The organism is Shewanella sp. H8, from assembly GCF_040285065.1.
GTDB lineage: Bacteria > Pseudomonadota > Gammaproteobacteria > Enterobacterales > Shewanellaceae > Shewanella > Shewanella polaris.
Window position 1 is genome coordinate 2,763,071 of record NZ_CP157213.1, and the last position, 16,463, is coordinate 2,779,533.

The following is a 16,463-nucleotide window of genomic DNA, read 5'->3' on the forward strand; positions in this document are numbered from 1 at the left end:
TCACCAGAGTGTCTCATAAGTAGGTTTATTAAATCGACAAAAAAGCAGACCATTTTTATGGTCTGCTTTTCAGTTAATCTTGTAAAACTCAGTTATCGCAAGCCTTAATCGATTATCGTCATTTCATTCAAGGTAAATTCGACTACTGCACCTTCTGTCGCGGCAACATAATCCGCTAAATGTTGATTACCCATATGAGCTTGCCATAATTCACGATTCTGCCAGGTTTCATAAAACATGAAATGTGCAGGATTGGCATTATCTTGGTGTAAGTCATAGCTAATGCAACCAACTTCGGCGCGAGTCACCTCAATTAATTTTAACAACTCAGCTTTAACTAAATCGACTTTGTCAGCTTTAGCTTTAATGTTGGCTACGATAGTTAACTTTGACATGTTATGTTCCTTTTAATCATTAAATCAATAAATAAACTGTTTATAAATATGAGATTAGAGCAGACTTTATAAAAGACTAAAAGCCTTCTAGTACAATCTTACCGATAGAACGACCCGTTTCTAATGCTTTGTGAGCAGCACGCAAGTTAACTGCGTTAATCGTGCCCATGTGCTGACCTAACGTTGTTTGAATATAACCTTGGTCTACAAGATCTGCCACACGGTTTAATAAACGACTTTGTTCATCCATATCTGCAGCATTAAACATTGAACGAGCAAACATAAACTCCCAATGTAATGACAAGCTCTTTAGCTTCAACTTTGTGATATCAAGAGCTTCCGGATCGTCGATCATAGCAATCTTACCAAATGGTGCTAACAATTCAGTGTAACTTTCAAAATAGCTATCGGTGCTGTTTAAGCTTGCCACGTGAGTAACAGGGCTAATGTTCAACGCTTCAATTTGTGCAGCAAGCGGTTTGGTGTGATCAACAACATAATCGGCACCCAACTTTTTAACCCATGCACTTGAACTTTCACGTGACGCTGTGGCAATGATAGTTGCTCCTGTAATAGCTTTCGCTAACTGAACAAAAATAGAGCCTACACCACCAGCAGCGCCTACAACTAAAATGACTTCGTCTGATTTATCAGTCGACGCTGGGCTTTGTTGCTTAATGGCTAAATGCTCAAACAACAGTTCCCATGCGGTAATGGCTGTTAAAGGCAATGCGGCAGCTTCTGCATTTGGTAAACTTTTTGGCTTAAAGCCAACTAAACGTTCGTCAACTAATTGGTATTCTGCATTACAACCTTGACGAGTAATATCACCCGCATAATAAACCACATCACCCGGCTTAAATTGGCTGGCTTTATCGCCAGTAGCAATCACTTCACCAACAGCATCCCAACCAATCACTTTTACTGCACCGTCTGTTGGCGGCATATATAAACGTACTTTGTAATCTGCAGGGTTAACCGAAATAGCACTCACCTTGATTAATAAATCACGACCTGTCGCAATAGGTTGCGCTAAAGTGACATCGATTAAAGATTCTGGGTTAGAGACTTCAAGAGATTGTGTATATCCAATGGCTTTCATAATGTGATTCCTGTTGTGTTAATCAGCAAACGGTGTTCAAACTTGATGAAACAATACTAGCCCTTGTTTTACTATTCATAAACAGCATAATGATAGAAACATTATCAAATAAAAATGGATAATCATGCTTCTAGAAGACTTATACGTAGTACTAAAAGTAGCCGAGTTTCGCAGCATCACTGCTGCAGCAACCAATTTAGACATGCGTACAGCAACGGCTAGCGCAGCATTAAAACGAGTAGAAGCTAACTTAGGCGTAGAGTTATTTATCCGCACTACCAGACAATTACGTTTATCGAGCGCTGGCGAAAAGTACATCCCACAGTGCGAACAAGCCATGTTGATGCTGGAGCAAGCAAAGCAGAACATGAAAGGTGAACTGGACATTATTGATGGCGACTTACGCTTAGCCATATCATCGGATCTTGGTCGTAATATTGTTATCCCTTGGCTTGATGAATTTATGGCGACTCACCCAAAAATCAGCCTACATGCCAACATTAATGACAGTAATTTAGACTTTTATCGTGACTCAGTCGATTTAGCCCTGCGATATGGTTCGCCAAACGACGCTAATTTATATGGCTTTAAAATCTGTAATATTCCTAGGTTGTTATGTGCTTCCAAAGCCTACCTTGAAGCAAATGGCACCCCTATACACCCACAAGACCTAGCCTCCCATAACGGATTGTTATATCAACTCAATAATATTACTTATGATGTATGGGATTTTTATCGCAATGATGAACAGTACAAAATCAAAATGAAAGGTAATCGAGTCTCTAACGACGGTGAACTGGTTCATCGTTGGTGCCTTTCAGGTAAAGGCATTGGGCTTAAATCTTGTCTTGATATGTCGAGCGACTTACTTGCCGAAAATGTGGTACATATTTTACCCGAATACCAAGCAAAACCGACCGAACTTTGGTTAATATTCCCTAGCAGACAATCTATTACCCCTGCTGCGCGGTTACTGCGTGATACCTTAAAGCAAAAGACCCACAGTATTTTGCAGCAACTGATTGAGAAAGGCATATTGGATAAAAGCGTGTTGGATTGATAAGCAGGTTTGTATAAAGGCATGACTCAATCAGTTATGAGTTACGGCCATAAATGCACGATTGCGATAATGCTTGATGAAAATTAAACTTGTCATATACGGTAACTGCGCAATAGCTTGATATATTCTCCGTGGACGAATGTCATTTTTCGATAATAAAGTTTGAACATTTTCAAACTCATTTTTGGACATTTCCGAGTTAGAACATTAATTCTAATTCGTGAGTTTCAGGTTAAAATTTCTATGGGTAACGCCCCTCTAATAAGTGAACCAAGTGCTGTCGGGCGATTTGCTCAGCAAATCGCATGAAAGCCTTGAAAAATCTTAATTCTGAGGTTTGTTAACTTACGTCACGCCATATCTATCACTGGTTTAGCGACAGTGACACCTATAATTAGTAACATCAAAAAAGGGACTGCATGGCACAAAATCATCGGATACTTGCCAACAGAATCCTTCGTTGGGATAAAAAAATAGGGATCAACTTTAAGTAAACATTTATAGAAAAGCATCAATATGGGCTTAAACCAAGTATGAAAGTAATACCCACTTACAGCCACTATCTGTACTTCAATAAGTAATAAGAATATATCAAGCCCAACAGCGTCAACAAACAAAGCTAAAGACACTAACTCTGGGTTAAGTAGCAATACACAGACAACCGATATTGTCGAAATCTCCCACACCCACTTTTTGATGTTCATAAATCCTCCATGATTAAGTAAGTTAACTAAGCTGTAGAATTACTCTAACAGCCAAATTCAATTAAAAAACGAGCTCCTGAAATCAATCCTAAACGCTTTTAAGGCACTAGGTAATGCATTTTGAACCCATAAAACAGGCTGTTTTTCTTAAAAATAAAGAGAAATTCTACAGCCTCAACGCCTCGTTATAAGACCTTTTCTTCAGACTTATTTTCTAGTTTAGCTTGGCTTTTATAGGTAAGTGAATGAACAGCAGTATCGTATTTACTTTTCATTTCACTCTTGATGGACTCATGAACTTTTTCTAGTTCAATATCCATTTCATCAACAGTGTCTTCAAACCCTTTCTTCAACTGTTTCAGTACATAGTTAACTATGCCACCCAATTTTATGATAATTAACATAACTGCTTTTAGCTTTGATTGCGATAATATTCTGCACTATTCAAATGTATAAATTGAATAAGAATTATCAACAAACTAAGCACTAAATGGATAATGGTGAGCAATGCGACAAATCTAACACAGCGCTAGTGGCTTGATTGTTATCAAGCTGGAATCAGGTTATTGATTTAGTAGTTAACTATGCCACCCAATTTTATGATAACGGGCATAGTGGAATGACCGACAAACTTATTGCTCACAACCTAACGTTGAAAATGATAATAAGGATAATGGCTAAACTGAATACCGTGGAGGATTAGTTCAAGATATTGAAATATAGCGAGTTACATAATTGGCAAAGAGGCTAAGGGAACTTGCTGACTATTGAAAAGTGGCTAACAATCACAACAAACAGCGCGTTTTCTCGAACTGTTTTTGACACAATAAAGAGTCACATCTCACTTGTTCGGGCTTATTCAACACTTGGGATATGGACGCGGCTTCGCGCGGCATATCTTTATTAGTTAGCAGTATGTTACAACAGCAATAAAAATTTTCGCAAGTCACGCTCTTGTCTCATAACGTGTAAAATAAAAATCTTATCGGTCTCTACTTTATAAAATATGCGACATGGGTTAACGACAACCTCTCGATAGTTAAGATTACTTAACTCTATTGGTTTCTTGCCTGATTCAGGAAACGCTTCAAGTCGTTCAACATTATCGAATATTTTAACTACTAACTTTTTAGCTGATATCATATGACTCAAAGCAATATATTCAGCTATATCATTCAGATCCTCTAGTGCAGGGTTTGTCCAAATTATTTCAGCCATTTATTCATTTTCTCTTTCGCTTCAACATTAGGCATAGTATCTCCGCGACTGATTGCCTGCTCTCCTTTAGCAAGAGCCTCAAGAATTTGCATACGTTTTTGCATAAATTCGAAATCGTCAACATCTACAAGGTATGCAGAAGGCTGTCCATGCTCAGTAATTAAGACCGGCTCTTTAGAAGAGTGAAGCTCAGACAATATTTTCGTGGCTTGACGTTTCAGTGTTGTTACTAGTTCTACTCTCATAATACCCCCTTTTAAATGTATCACTATAGTAGCACTCGGTAACCATTTTGGGAATTACAGCTAACGAACCGGTAGAATTACTCGTTTAAAATTTATTTTATTAATGGACAAACGATATCTGAGTTTTTATTTTAATTCAATCATTTAGCTTAGCAGAACTTAACATTAACCGATTAATTTTATGAATATTTTATCGCTGAGCGAGTGAGGTTTTAAAGGTCTTTTTAAGGTTAAATAGGATTACCCCTTACTTAGTGCATCGTGTTTTGCAACTTTTCTATGTTATGAACAAGGCAATATAGTTGCCATTGGGCATGTACTTTCACTTGATCTCGTAAGGTCAAGTGATTTTGTCTTTTTTAACAGTAATATCCCGAACACAGGCTCAATACAACCAAGTCGTTTGCTATATTGTCGTCGCCCCCATTGGCTGTCTATTTTCACTTTCATCTTGTCGATGTAACTCAGTTTTTTCCGTGATTTATCATTTTCAAACAGCACCTGTAGTCCCATTTTTATGGGCGGTTTTCGCATACATTGCTGTTGCAGGGGACAGATTTTACAATCTTTAAATAACTGCAAAATCAGGTGTATTCTTAGTGATAGCTTTTTACATTGATGCCGCTTCGCCACATATCATTGATTGCGGGACATCGGCAGCTTTGTGTTGCTTCATCGTAATGAAAGTCATCGGAGGTAAAAATAGTGGCTTGCCATTACGCCTTTGTAACCTGCGCTTTTTTTGCTCTATTTCGTCAGTTTCACTTTTTTAAGCAACGGGTTTCATTTTATAAATTGGCTATTTGCAATGTAAGTATCAAAGCCACTTTGCGCTATAAATGCCAGATTAGTTTCGCTGTTAAACCCGTTGTTTGCAGTGAATTTATAAATGTATAAACTAGATTAATGTGTCGCTTTATCACCCCAAATTTCTTTTAATCTTTTGTCCCTACCACAACTCCAGCGGTAAGCATTGTATCTAATAGGGTTGTTTTTATAATAATCCTGATGGTAACTTTCATCACCTTTTATAAGGTAAAAAATAGAAGCATTTAAGATAGGCGTGATAACGTTACTATTAGGAAATTGCTTTTCAATGTCCCTTTTAGACTGTTGTGCGATGTCTCTTTCTTGTGCGTTTGCCACGAAAATCGCGCTTAAATAGCTGGTACCTTTATCACAAAACTGTCCTTTTGCATCAAAGGGATCAATGTTAACCCAGTAATAATCTAACAGCTCTTTGTAACTGACCTTGTTAGGATCATAGGTTATTTGAACCGCTTCAAAATGACCGCTATGATTACCATTATATATGGGGTCTTTTATGTTTCCGCCTGTGAATCCGGAGATCACATCGGTTACTCCATCAAGTTTTTCAAAATCAGACTCCATGCACCAAAAGCATCCACCAGCCAAAATGGTTTTATCTGCATTGGCATTAGAAGCATAAGACAATAAACTTGCTGCTAATATTATTAACCCTAGTGTAATTTTCATAATATTTCCTTTTATTTTCAAGGTTGTTGGCATGTTTATCTCTAACATAGCTACAATATGATCTTAATAATTTAAACGCTTACAACATAATCAAACCACCCAATTTTATGACAATTAACATAACGGCTTTACGCTTTAATTACGACCGCATTTTCCATCTTTCAAATATATAAATTGACGGAAATTATCAAAAATTTGAGTTCAATATCAACAAGAGTAAGCATCGCTGTAGATATCACGCAGCACTCGCGATTTGATATCAATATAGCTGGGAAAAGCTAGGGTGAAAGCACGACTGTAACCATTAATATAAGCAATACTGTCATTAAGCTTAAACGAATGTGCTGGCAACATGTCACCGAAGCACTTATAAATAACCCGACTAAAAGCAATTGATTACATTAAAAGACCAACTAAACAGAATAAAACTTTCAAATAACCTGAGGGCCTGTTGATCTTTCAAGGTCATGTTTGCAGCGAATTGTTGGCCATTTGTACAAGGCAAAGACTTTGATGTGTAGTTATTCTACATAAAAAGTTGATAACGCAGTAAAAATGACCAACAAACGCTGCCCGAAGGGTTCGGCTAAAAAACCCAAATACAAACATCAACTACAGAATGGTAATAACAAGTTTATTGTTCTATAAAAAACGGCGCAAAATGCGCCGTTTGTTCAATGCTATCTATTCTACCGTTAGATATTCCAGAATAGATGTGCGATTACCCCGAGTACTATCATGCTAATCACGTTGATGATCATACCTACACGCATCATTTCTGATTGCTTGATAAAACCCGAACCATACACAATCGCATTAGGTGGCGTCGCGACAGGTAACATAAAGGCACAAGATGCTGCGATGCCTATCATGACAGACAACATCACTGGCGATAAGCCTAACGCTTCAGCAATGGCAGCAAAAACAGGTACTAGCAAGGCTGCACTAGCAGTATTACTGGCAAATTCAGTTAACATCACTACGAATGCAACCACGGCAAACACAAATAGCGACATGTGTGTACTGCCAAAAATATCCGTCATAAAGTGAGCTAGAAATACACTGGTGCCCGTCGCTTTTAAAATAGCACTTAAGGTTAAACCACCACCGAATAGAATTAATACTCCCCAATCAGTCGTTGTTTCAATTTTCTTCCAACTAACCAAGCCTAAACTTGCCAGAACAACCACGGCGCTTAAGGCAATAATAGTGTCAAACTGAGGAATACCACCCAATGCTTTAGCTAAGGGCACACTAAATATCCAGCTACAAACTGTGGTAAGAAAAATGACTAACGTTAGCTTACCTCGACGCGTCAGTGTTTTACTTTCACGTTGAATTTCAATCTTGGCAGCAAGATTAGGCTTGAAATACCAATATAAAGCTAACCACATTAACGGCAGTAAAATAATAACGGTAGGTATACCAAATTCCAGCCAATCACTGAAGCTTAATCCCACTTGCGCTGCTGCAATGGCATTAGGTGGACTGCCGACTAAGGTTCCTATACCACCAATATTGGCAGAATAGGCAATACCTAAAAGCAAAAACAAATAGGTACTATGATATTTATCTTTATCTAATTGCGACAATATCCCCAACGCTAATGGCAACATCATCGCCGCTGTGGCCGTATTGCTAATCCACATCGAAAGCAAAGCTGTTACCCCAAAAAGCATAAAGCAAGCAACCCCTAATCTGCCTTTTGACGCAACTAGTAATTTTTGTGCAATTAATGTATCAATTTTCTGATGATTAAGAGCTGCTGCCAGCACAAAGCCACCAAAAAAGAGATAAATAATGGGGTTGGCAAAATTAGTCATAGCGACTTTAGTTTCGAACACGCCAAAGCAAACACCTAAAATTGGAACTAGGATTGCTGTGATACTAATATGAATCGCTTCTGTGACCCATAAAATGGCCGTAAAGACCAAAATAGCTAACCCTGTGTTTATTCCTTGTTCAAAGGGTAAACCAAAGAATAAAGCAAATAACAATATAATATCTGCAATTAAGATCAGCATCTTCTTTTGATCGAGTCCCACCCCGGTAGTAGGCGTTTCGGAGGGAATACTATTTTTTAAATTTGGTGACATGGATACAACCTTGAGATTATTTTTCTTTGCAAGGAATCTAAGGCATAGGTGACACTTATCAAAGGGCTATATTTTGTATGTTTTTAACTAGCAAATAACCAAATCAACCGACGGGAATCACATAAAATAAAATAAAGTGAACTGAGTTGCACTATTCTGATAAGTTTTTATGTATTAAATTTTCACCTGAATAAATAACAAGCAAAGTCAGCAATTAATCGTAATTTAATAACTAGATAAAAATGTGATCAAGGTTTAATTTTAGTTTTTTATAAGCTGTTACAAGGTGATTTTTTGTTGTTATATTGCTCATGTTAAGTGACAAGATGATCTCAAGTGGCAACGCTACAAGACAAGTGAATGGTTATTATTGTTAAGATTAGCACTCTCAAGGTAACTCAATAACAAAACATAAACTGAGCCACTCATATCCTAGTCTATAAGTGGCCTTAACAATGCTAACTAAGCTGATAAAATATCACTACAATTGCGGTATAAATAAACCATAACGCCAACGATTTAACGCTAATTTTTTTAAACGGTTGAGCCGTTGCTTCGGTTATTTCTACATCAGCTGAGTCAATATCGGCTGATATGTTATTAGGTTGACGGAGCGCTTTAACCAATAAAGTAAAAATACCAACACTGATCATTAACCAAAAAACTAATTTAGTCAGTGCGATGTACATTATCATTCCGCCGACCAGCTCACTGGAATCGATGGCTACTTCCCACAGTGCTAAAAACTTTACTATGATGGCATATCCCCAAATAACCGCCCCTAGTTGATAACCTAATTTATGTCCCTTAAACAATAATACACTTGCAGGGACCCCTAAATAACCTGTCAGTAAGACAGTAACAAGACTGCTCACCATCAACCAAGTACTGGTTGATTCATTGAAAGCGAAACTAATGAGTGCACCGATAGTAAGGAGAACAGGCAGTGCTTGAAGAATAGTAAGCACAGCGATAATGGGTGTTTTTTTCATGAATATCCTTGTGATAGCCTAGATTTAATCCTTAGACTTTATTGAGTTAACGACTATTGGTGCAACAGTCAACGAGTATTACTTGTTAACAAAAAACTTACAACTATAAATTAACCGAAAAAAAATACCATAAAGACGCTAGCCCAATACAAGCTTACTGACGCTAGTGACTCTTGTTAGTCGCTCATGCAAAGCGATGATATAGATATGCCCAATAAGCATTAACTCGCCTATAAATTTCATCAAATATAGTGTTGTCCGTTTTATATGAATAAATATCACTATTTCTAAATTATTTAACTGACAAAATCTTTATACTAGGCGCCATTATCGACTATGAAAATTAAATATTGCATGAGCTCAGTGACATCACATAACAAACCACCCTCTCGCTTCTCGGGCATATTACTGGTGATGGGTATTTTGCTTATTGCGGCTAATTTACGCGCCCCTTTTACCGGTATTGCACCAGTACTAGAGCAAATAATTAACCACTTTGGTCTAAGCGGATCTCAAGCTGGGTTTTTAACCACATTGCCGCTAATCGCCTTTGCGGTTATTTCGCCTATGGCGGCGATTTTCGCCCGTAAACAAGGCTTAGAACATGCTTTATTTACTGCGTTAATACTGATTTTTATAGGTATTGTGGCTCGATTTATTAATTCATCAGCCATGTTATTTATTGGTACTGCCATTATTGGTATAGGCATTGCGATTGCTAACGTATTATTACCCAGCCTGATTAAACGTGACTTTGCGACTAAAGTGGCACTGATGACCTCAGCTTATGTGCTAACGATGGGCGTGATGTCTGGTGGCTTTTCAGCGTTGGTGTTTCCACTTAGCCAGCTAAACGGTTTAGGCTGGCAATTTGCACTGGGCTCGGCAGCCATTATTTCTGTAGCCAGCTTAATTGTATGGACCGCTCAATTGGGTAAACACACTAGGCCCACCTATTCCGCACATCAATCAGCACCATCAAAAAGCGTATGGCGCTATTTATTAGCCTGGCAAATTAGTTTGTTGTTAGGGTTAAACTCTTTTTTGAATTACATCATCATTACTTGGCTGCCAAGCATACTGACCGACACCGGCCATTCAGCGGTTGAAGCAGGGGCATATCATGGGGCTTTTCAAATTGCGACTGCACTACCAGGTTTAGTATTAATACCGCTATTGGCTAAGTTAAAAGATCAAAGCGCGCTGAGCTTTATTTTGGCACTACTCAGTGCAGCAAGTGCACTAGGTTTACTTTATATGCCTCACTTTGCCTTTGTATGGACACTCATGTTGGGCTTTTGCTCTGGGGCGTGTTTTATTTTAGGGTTATCGTTTATTAGTTTACGTACCGATGACCCACACCAAGCGGCGTCGCTTTCAGGCATGTCACAAAGTGTTGGATATTTGCTGGCCGCTGTCGGCCCTATGTTAGCAGGCCAGTTACATACTGCTACTGGCAGTTGGGACGTACCCTTATGGTTATGCGCTATTGCAGGTGTGTTGTGTGCATTGTGTGGTTTAGCTGGCGGTAGAAACACCACCTTGCATAGGTCTGCAGGGGAATGAGTTTGTTGTTATTCCAAAAGTAACGACTCAAGTTGTCACTGCTTAAGACTATTTAAGCGTTAAAATATCCCCATGTAAACCCAATAGAAAATAACATTGTTAAGCTTATTTACTTTGCAGTAAACCCAGTTCAGCTTGTTTTTTCTTACTCAAACCGGAAGCGACGATACGATGAGATTCCGCTAAATAATAGGTTATCTCTTCGTCTAATCTACCTGATGTTTCAATTTGTTGAATCCACTTCATCCCGCGGCTGGCAAAATAAGGCGCAGGATAATAACCATCACTATGTTTTAAAAATTCAAAATTGAGCGGTGATGTTTTGAATGTGAATGCAGCATCACCATTTTTAGCCGTAAAGCCGATGGCGAATACCTTACCTGCCACTTTCCACACGTGTGAACCGCCCCATTGCATGACGTAAGACGATGCAGGCAAGGACTGACAAAATTGATTAAATTCACTGTGATTCATAAGTTCATTATTACTTATCGTGACGGGAGTTTAGTTGAGCTGAAGTTGCAATAAGCTTGAGCTCAACATGAATATTCCGTTCTGAAATTTTAACAAATTAAGCATAACGAGCGTAGAGTTTACTCGCCAAAAATGCCCCGATAATCATTTCAACCCATGCAATTGGCACCAAAGTATATGCCATCTGCCATGTGCCTAACCCTGAGTTGACAGAACCGACCCAAAAAACACCTAGGGTTGCGATACACGTCACCGTGGCCGATATCACAATCGATTTAGCGTTATGACCAAAGCTTTGAGCGCATAGCCAATAGACAAATACCAATGTGCTGGCGAGCATGGTATCCCACACACCCCATATCAGCGCATTACTCAACGCCATTGGGCCAACGGCTAACTTGCCAGCATAGAATGCTTCCATCATTGGAAATGCGACCAAAATCGCTCTTGCTACTTCAGCAATATTGATCCAAATGCTGGTGAGTAACATCACCACAATGAACTGTTTTATGTTAAAGGTACTATTCATAGATGATCTGCCTAGGTTTAATTCATAGTGATTACTACATAATTAATATATTGTAGTGATTGCTATAAATTGTCAACATCTGCCTGGTATATGCTTAATGAAACTGTGATATAAGTCTTAACCTAACGGCACTTGCTACAACAACTAATGTAGTCTGATAAGCCAATTTAGTATTCTCCTAACCTAGCAAACAATAGGCATGAAGATTAGTGATTAGGAATAGCTGATAAAGCATGATCAAACACCGATTTCAATGCCGCCTCCGATTGCCCTGCTTTGGCTTGAACTGCCAGACCATAGCTAACCGCTAATAAGTAATCGACTAATGTTTCAATATCTGGGTTATGAGCACTGTTAGCTTGATTCATATCTGACTCGAGTAACGTCATTAACAACTGTTTAGTTTCCTGCCCTTGCTGTTTCATATATAACAGCGCGGCTTCAGGAAATGCTGCACTATCAGACTCATTGACGCTTTTTACCAATAAACAGCCGCGTGGAGTGTCACTATTAGCGAACAAATGGATCAAACCATAGAAACACGCTTGCAACCTTTTTTTTAGTGTTGCCTCAGAAGTCTTAGTTAAATGTAAGTAATTTGGCCCTGAATATTGAGCAATATAATGCTCAAGCACTTCTTTAAACAGAGTTTCTTTATTGCCAAATGCGGCATATAAACTCGGCGTATTAATACCAAGTTCGGTACTAAGGTTAGCAATCGACGTAGCAGAATAACCATTCACCCAAAATAAGCGCATGGCTTTATCTAACGCGATATCTCTATCAAATGCTCTTTTTCTACCCGCTTTCAATTAATCATCCACTATATTGTCGAATTTTTACCATTTTGTAGTAGTTACTACAAAATGTCAATTTACTGTATTGACATAATATAGTGATCGATACATAATTCACACATTCTATACCGATCACCACACATTGCATTTATATAAGTGAGATTGATATAAGTGAAATTGACATAAGTGAGAACCAACATGTTTAAAAAGTTTGTCCAATTAACGGCGCTATTTAACTTTCCTATCGCTATAGGAATAATCATTCCAGCGCTAATTAATCCGCAGGCTGACACCTTGATTATTACTGTAGTATTGGGTGCATTTTTAATTCTCATGGGAGCCGCATTACTTTGGGCGGTGTCGGATATCAACACACGAGCACCCATTATTGTGTGGGGAGGATTAGTAAGAATAGTCGGCTTTACCGCTGTCGCTTACGCAGGTTCATTGGGTATGGCACCTAAGGCATTTGTCGTCATTGCGGCCATGGATCTGATTACGGCTTTTATTTACATCATCGGCAGTATACGGGTATCAGGATTACCTTTTAATGCCCTACTTTTAGGTAGAAGCCACTGATTAATATCAGCTCGAGATAACTGCTCGAGCTGATAGTTTCGAACTAAAAAATACTTAACTTATCAAACAAACCTTCGGAGATATAACATGACTATTAAAGCACTAAGAACACCAGAACAACGATTTGCTATGCTACCCGCTTTCCCTTTTCAACCTCATTATGTTGATGATTTGGACGGCTTTGAGTCTTTACGCATGGCTTATATCGACGAAGGTGATAAGTCTGCTGAATACACATTTTTGTGCTTACACGGTGAGCCAACCTGGAGCTATTTATACCGCAAAATGATCCCAGTATTTACTCAAGCAGGACATCGCGTAATCGCCCCAGATTTATTTGGTTTTGGTCGTTCAGACAAACCTGTTGATGACGATACATACAACTTTGAATTTCACCGAAACAGTTTAGTAGGCTTGATTGAGCGCTTAGATCTGAAAAACATCGTTCTTGTATGTCAAGACTGGGGGGGATTCCTAGGATTAACTATCCCGATGGATATGCAAGACCGATTTAAAAAACTCATCGTAATGAACACAGGGATCAGTAATGGCCAAGCATTATCAGAAGCCGCTATACAATGGATGGCCTTTTCTGCTGCGGTACCTGAAATTCCAGTAGGCGGACTGATTGCTTGTGATGCGGGGTCTGCGGTAAATATGATGGATGTTATCGCTTATGATGCGCCTTTTCCTGATAACAGTTATAAAACTGGCGTCAGACGCTTCCCGCAGATGATCCCAACAGATGCCAATGATGACGCGGTAAAATATGGACTGCGTGCTATCGATTTTTGGTCTAACACTTGGGATGGTGACAGTTTTATGGCAATCGGCATGAAAGACGCGGTTTTAGGTGAACCTGTAATGATGGCATTAAAGGGAATCATCAAGGGTTGCCCAGAGCCGATGAAAATAGCTGAAGCGGGTCACTTTGTACAAGAGTACGGCGTTGAAGTCGCTGAAAATGCACTGAAACATTTTAATTTAAATAAGTAAGTTACTCCCTCTATGATTACATCTCGGTATTGTTCACAATCTCATCTTAAATGATGGGACGAGATGTTAATAACGCTGGCAAACCAGAGCACCAGTCAATAAGATATTGCTTACCTTGCCAGCTATTCATAAAGGTCAAATTTAATCGGCAAGTGATCTACTTGTAAAGCCTCTCGCCGCGTTACGACCATTTTCTAGACTTTTTAGCTTTTATCCGTAAGCGCAGCGTTCGCTTGTTATCAAACTCAGCTTTAAAACTTAACTTTTTGTTTTTGCCTTGGCACGCTTTTTATATGGCTTTTTAAAGCTGCGCTTGGGTGCACTACTTGATACACCTTGTAATGCTGAAGGTAACTGGCTAGATGCTTGGGTTATTAGACTATCTAATTGACTCAGTAAAGGCTGCATAAACGCATCATACTTGAGTCGCTTTTGACTGATTGCATCCAAACTGTTTTCCCACAATGCGGTCATGTCAGGGGTAGTTGCCGATTCTGGCAAGCTACGGATCAAACCCTTTCCGACAGGGGTGGCTAGAATTGATTTACCTTGACGAACTAAATAACCGCGCTTAAATAACAGTTCAATAATTCCTGCCCGAGTCGCTTCAGTGCCGAGTCCATCGGTTTCTTTAAGGATTTTTTTAATGTCACAGTCCGTTACATATCGACTAATTCCGGTCATTGCACCTAATAAAGTCGCGTCGGTAAAATGCTTTGGCGCTTGAGTCATTTTCTCTAATAATTCTCCGCGTTCGCATTGGAGTATTTGACCTTTAACCAGTGGTGGTAACGATTGTACAGTTTCGTCGTTATTGTCTTCGCTATTCGATTGGCTTGCTGTGGCAGCCCGTTTAAACAATTGCTTCCAACCTAGGGTTTTATCTTGGCGAGCTTTAGTGGTAAACAAACCACCGGCAATAGTTACTTCAACTGCGGTTTCAGCATAAATATAAGCAGGGTAAAACTGAGCTAAATATTGCCTCGCAACATGTTGATATAACTTAGCCTCGTGACTTGATAGCGCAGACAAATTAGCCACTTTTTCTGTAGGTATAATGGCATGGTGAGCGTCCACTTTACTGTCGTCCCACGCTTTAGATTTAAGCTTGGCATTAGGAGCGTCGCAACCATCAACTAATGCTGCAGCGCCTTTGAGTACTGCATCCAATACTTTTGGTGCCAAAGCATGTTGCTCTTTAGGTAAATAGCGACTGTCTGAGCGCGGATAAGTAATCAACTTATGACGCTCATATAAACTTTGGCAGGTGTCCAGTACCTCTTTAGCAGACAGGCCAAAACGTTTAGCTGCATCAATTTGCAGTGCAGATAAACTATAAGGCAATGGTGGATGTTGACGTTTATCTTTGGCTTCAAGCTTAGTCACTTCACCTGATTGTCCATTAATACGAGTAACCACATTTTCAGCTAAGCCTTTGGCTAAAACTCGGCCGTCTTCATCCATGTAAGGTTGACACGCTTCGCTAGGTTGCCACTTAGCACTAAAGGTTTGTTGTTGGTCGGTAACTAAATGTGCCAACACCTCATAAAAGGACTTGGGTTTAAAATCTGCAATCTCGTCATCGCGGCGTACCACTAAGCCCAACAAAGGCGTTTGAACTCTGCCAACTGACAACACCCCTTGATAACCCACTTTACGACCTTGAATGGTGTAAGCACGGGTCATGTTCATGCCATACAGCCAATCAGCACGGCTGCGAGCTAATGCTGAAGTCGATAAAGGAATAAACTCACGATTACTGCGTAACTGCCCTAGCGCTCGTTTAACGGCTTGTGGATTTAAATCACTGATTAATAGCCGCTGAACTTGGTTGAGCTTGTCACCTTTTACGCCTAAATAGGCAATAACTTCATCCACCAGCAATTGCCCCTCACGATCTGGATCGCCAGCATTAATGATCGACGTTGCTTGTTTAACCAGTTTACGTAACACCGTAAGTTGACTGCGTGTTTTAGGTTTAGGCTGTAATTTCCACGTTTGCGGCACTATGGGAAGGTGTTCGAGTTTCCAGGATTTAAAGGCATCATCATAAGCATCTGGCTCGGCTTGCTCTAGTAAATGACCAATACACCATGACACGCAATCACCATTGGCAGCTGTAATAAAACCATCACCTTTTTTATGTGGCTTTGGCAGAACATCAGCAATAGCGCGACCCAAACTCGGTTTTTCAGCAATGTATAGAATCATAA

The 16,463-nt window shown here is 39.3% G+C and carries 18 protein-coding genes; 4 read left to right on the forward strand and 14 right to left on the reverse strand.

All coding sequences use genetic code 11. The features are described from left to right. Positions 1–104: 104 nt before the first annotated feature. Entirely contained in the window at positions 105–395 is a 291-nt protein-coding gene (locus ABIS04_RS11995) for a putative quinol monooxygenase (RefSeq protein ID WP_350431204.1), read from the reverse strand. Positions 396–471: 76 nt separating this feature from the next. Next, positions 472–1,497 carry a zinc-binding alcohol dehydrogenase family protein gene (locus ABIS04_RS12000; protein WP_350431205.1) on the reverse strand — a complete coding sequence of 342 codons (1,026 nt, stop codon included), beginning with the start codon at positions 1,495–1,497 and terminating at the stop codon, positions 472–474. Between the two features lie 124 nt (positions 1,498–1,621). Here ABIS04_RS12000 and ABIS04_RS12005 point away from each other — a divergent pair, with 124 nt between their 5' ends. Further along, a complete protein-coding gene (locus tag ABIS04_RS12005) occupies positions 1,622–2,557 on the forward strand; it encodes a LysR family transcriptional regulator (RefSeq protein ID WP_137226696.1) in 936 nt (311 codons plus the stop codon). A gap of 350 nt (positions 2,558–2,907) precedes the next feature. On the opposite strand, the gene ABIS04_RS12010 is transcribed toward ABIS04_RS12005, so the two are convergent. From ABIS04_RS12010 to ABIS04_RS12045, 8 genes are all read right to left on the reverse strand, one after another. After that, entirely contained in the window at positions 2,908–3,261 is a 354-nt protein-coding gene (locus ABIS04_RS12010; protein ID WP_350431206.1) for a hypothetical protein, read from the reverse strand. Between the two features lie 185 nt (positions 3,262–3,446). Beyond that, the gene (locus ABIS04_RS12015; RefSeq protein ID WP_350431207.1) at positions 3,447–3,665 is read right to left on the reverse strand and encodes a hypothetical protein; all 219 of its coding nucleotides are present in this window, start codon (positions 3,663–3,665) and stop codon (positions 3,447–3,449) included. Between the two features lie 514 nt (positions 3,666–4,179). Further along, positions 4,180–4,479, reverse strand: a complete 300-nt coding sequence (locus ABIS04_RS12020) for a type II toxin-antitoxin system RelE/ParE family toxin (protein WP_350431208.1) — start codon at positions 4,477–4,479, stop codon at positions 4,180–4,182. Then, positions 4,467–4,724, reverse strand: a complete 258-nt coding sequence (locus ABIS04_RS12025; protein WP_350431209.1) for a type II toxin-antitoxin system Phd/YefM family antitoxin — start codon at positions 4,722–4,724, stop codon at positions 4,467–4,469. Before ABIS04_RS12025 ends, ABIS04_RS12020 begins: the two co-directional genes overlap by 13 nt. 282 nt (positions 4,725–5,006) lie before the next feature. Then, on the reverse strand, positions 5,007–5,258 hold the full coding sequence (locus ABIS04_RS12030) for a hypothetical protein (RefSeq protein WP_350431210.1): 252 nt from the start codon (positions 5,256–5,258) through the stop codon (positions 5,007–5,009). A 369-nt stretch (positions 5,259–5,627) separates the two neighbouring features. Then, positions 5,628–6,221, reverse strand: coding sequence for a peptide-methionine (S)-S-oxide reductase MsrA (gene msrA / locus ABIS04_RS12035; protein ID WP_350431211.1), 594 nt, complete (start codon positions 6,219–6,221; stop codon positions 5,628–5,630). A 695-nt stretch (positions 6,222–6,916) separates the two neighbouring features. Next, on the reverse strand, positions 6,917–8,317 hold the full coding sequence (locus ABIS04_RS12040; RefSeq protein WP_350431212.1) for a DASS family sodium-coupled anion symporter: 1,401 nt from the start codon (positions 8,315–8,317) through the stop codon (positions 6,917–6,919). A gap of 458 nt (positions 8,318–8,775) precedes the next feature. Next, positions 8,776–9,309 carry a hypothetical protein gene (locus tag ABIS04_RS12045; RefSeq protein ID WP_350431213.1) on the reverse strand — a complete coding sequence of 178 codons (534 nt, stop codon included), beginning with the start codon at positions 9,307–9,309 and terminating at the stop codon, positions 8,776–8,778. Between the two features lie 336 nt (positions 9,310–9,645). On the opposite strand from ABIS04_RS12045, the gene ABIS04_RS12050 reads away from it, so the two are divergent. Beyond that, a complete protein-coding gene (locus ABIS04_RS12050) occupies positions 9,646–10,875 on the forward strand; it encodes an MFS transporter (protein WP_371833602.1) in 1,230 nt (409 codons plus the stop codon). A gap of 105 nt (positions 10,876–10,980) precedes the next feature. On the opposite strand, the gene ABIS04_RS12055 is transcribed toward ABIS04_RS12050, so the two are convergent. The 3 genes from ABIS04_RS12055 to ABIS04_RS12065 form a co-directional block, all read right to left on the reverse strand. Further along, a complete protein-coding gene (locus ABIS04_RS12055; protein WP_350431214.1) occupies positions 10,981–11,349 on the reverse strand; it encodes an MmcQ/YjbR family DNA-binding protein in 369 nt (122 codons plus the stop codon). A gap of 97 nt (positions 11,350–11,446) precedes the next feature. Next, a complete protein-coding gene (locus ABIS04_RS12060; RefSeq protein WP_350431215.1) occupies positions 11,447–11,878 on the reverse strand; it encodes a hypothetical protein in 432 nt (143 codons plus the stop codon). A gap of 206 nt (positions 11,879–12,084) precedes the next feature. After that, positions 12,085–12,690 (reverse strand): TetR/AcrR family transcriptional regulator, encoded by a 606-nt coding sequence (locus tag ABIS04_RS12065; RefSeq protein WP_350431216.1) that lies wholly within the window; start codon positions 12,688–12,690, stop codon positions 12,085–12,087. 183 nt (positions 12,691–12,873) lie between these two features. On the opposite strand from ABIS04_RS12065, the gene ABIS04_RS12070 reads away from it, so the two are divergent. Together ABIS04_RS12070 and ABIS04_RS12075 are read left to right on the forward strand one after the other, a co-directional pair. Beyond that, on the forward strand, positions 12,874–13,254 hold the full coding sequence (locus ABIS04_RS12070) for a hypothetical protein (RefSeq protein ID WP_350431217.1): 381 nt from the start codon (positions 12,874–12,876) through the stop codon (positions 13,252–13,254). 87 nt (positions 13,255–13,341) lie between these two features. Continuing rightward, positions 13,342–14,250, forward strand: coding sequence for a haloalkane dehalogenase (locus ABIS04_RS12075; RefSeq protein ID WP_350431218.1), 909 nt, complete (start codon positions 13,342–13,344; stop codon positions 14,248–14,250). A gap of 258 nt (positions 14,251–14,508) precedes the next feature. On the opposite strand, the gene ABIS04_RS12080 is transcribed toward ABIS04_RS12075, so the two are convergent. Next, positions 14,509–16,461, reverse strand: a complete 1,953-nt coding sequence (locus ABIS04_RS12080) for a DNA topoisomerase III (RefSeq protein WP_350431219.1) — start codon at positions 16,459–16,461, stop codon at positions 14,509–14,511. Between the last annotated feature and the right edge of the window lie 2 nt (positions 16,462–16,463).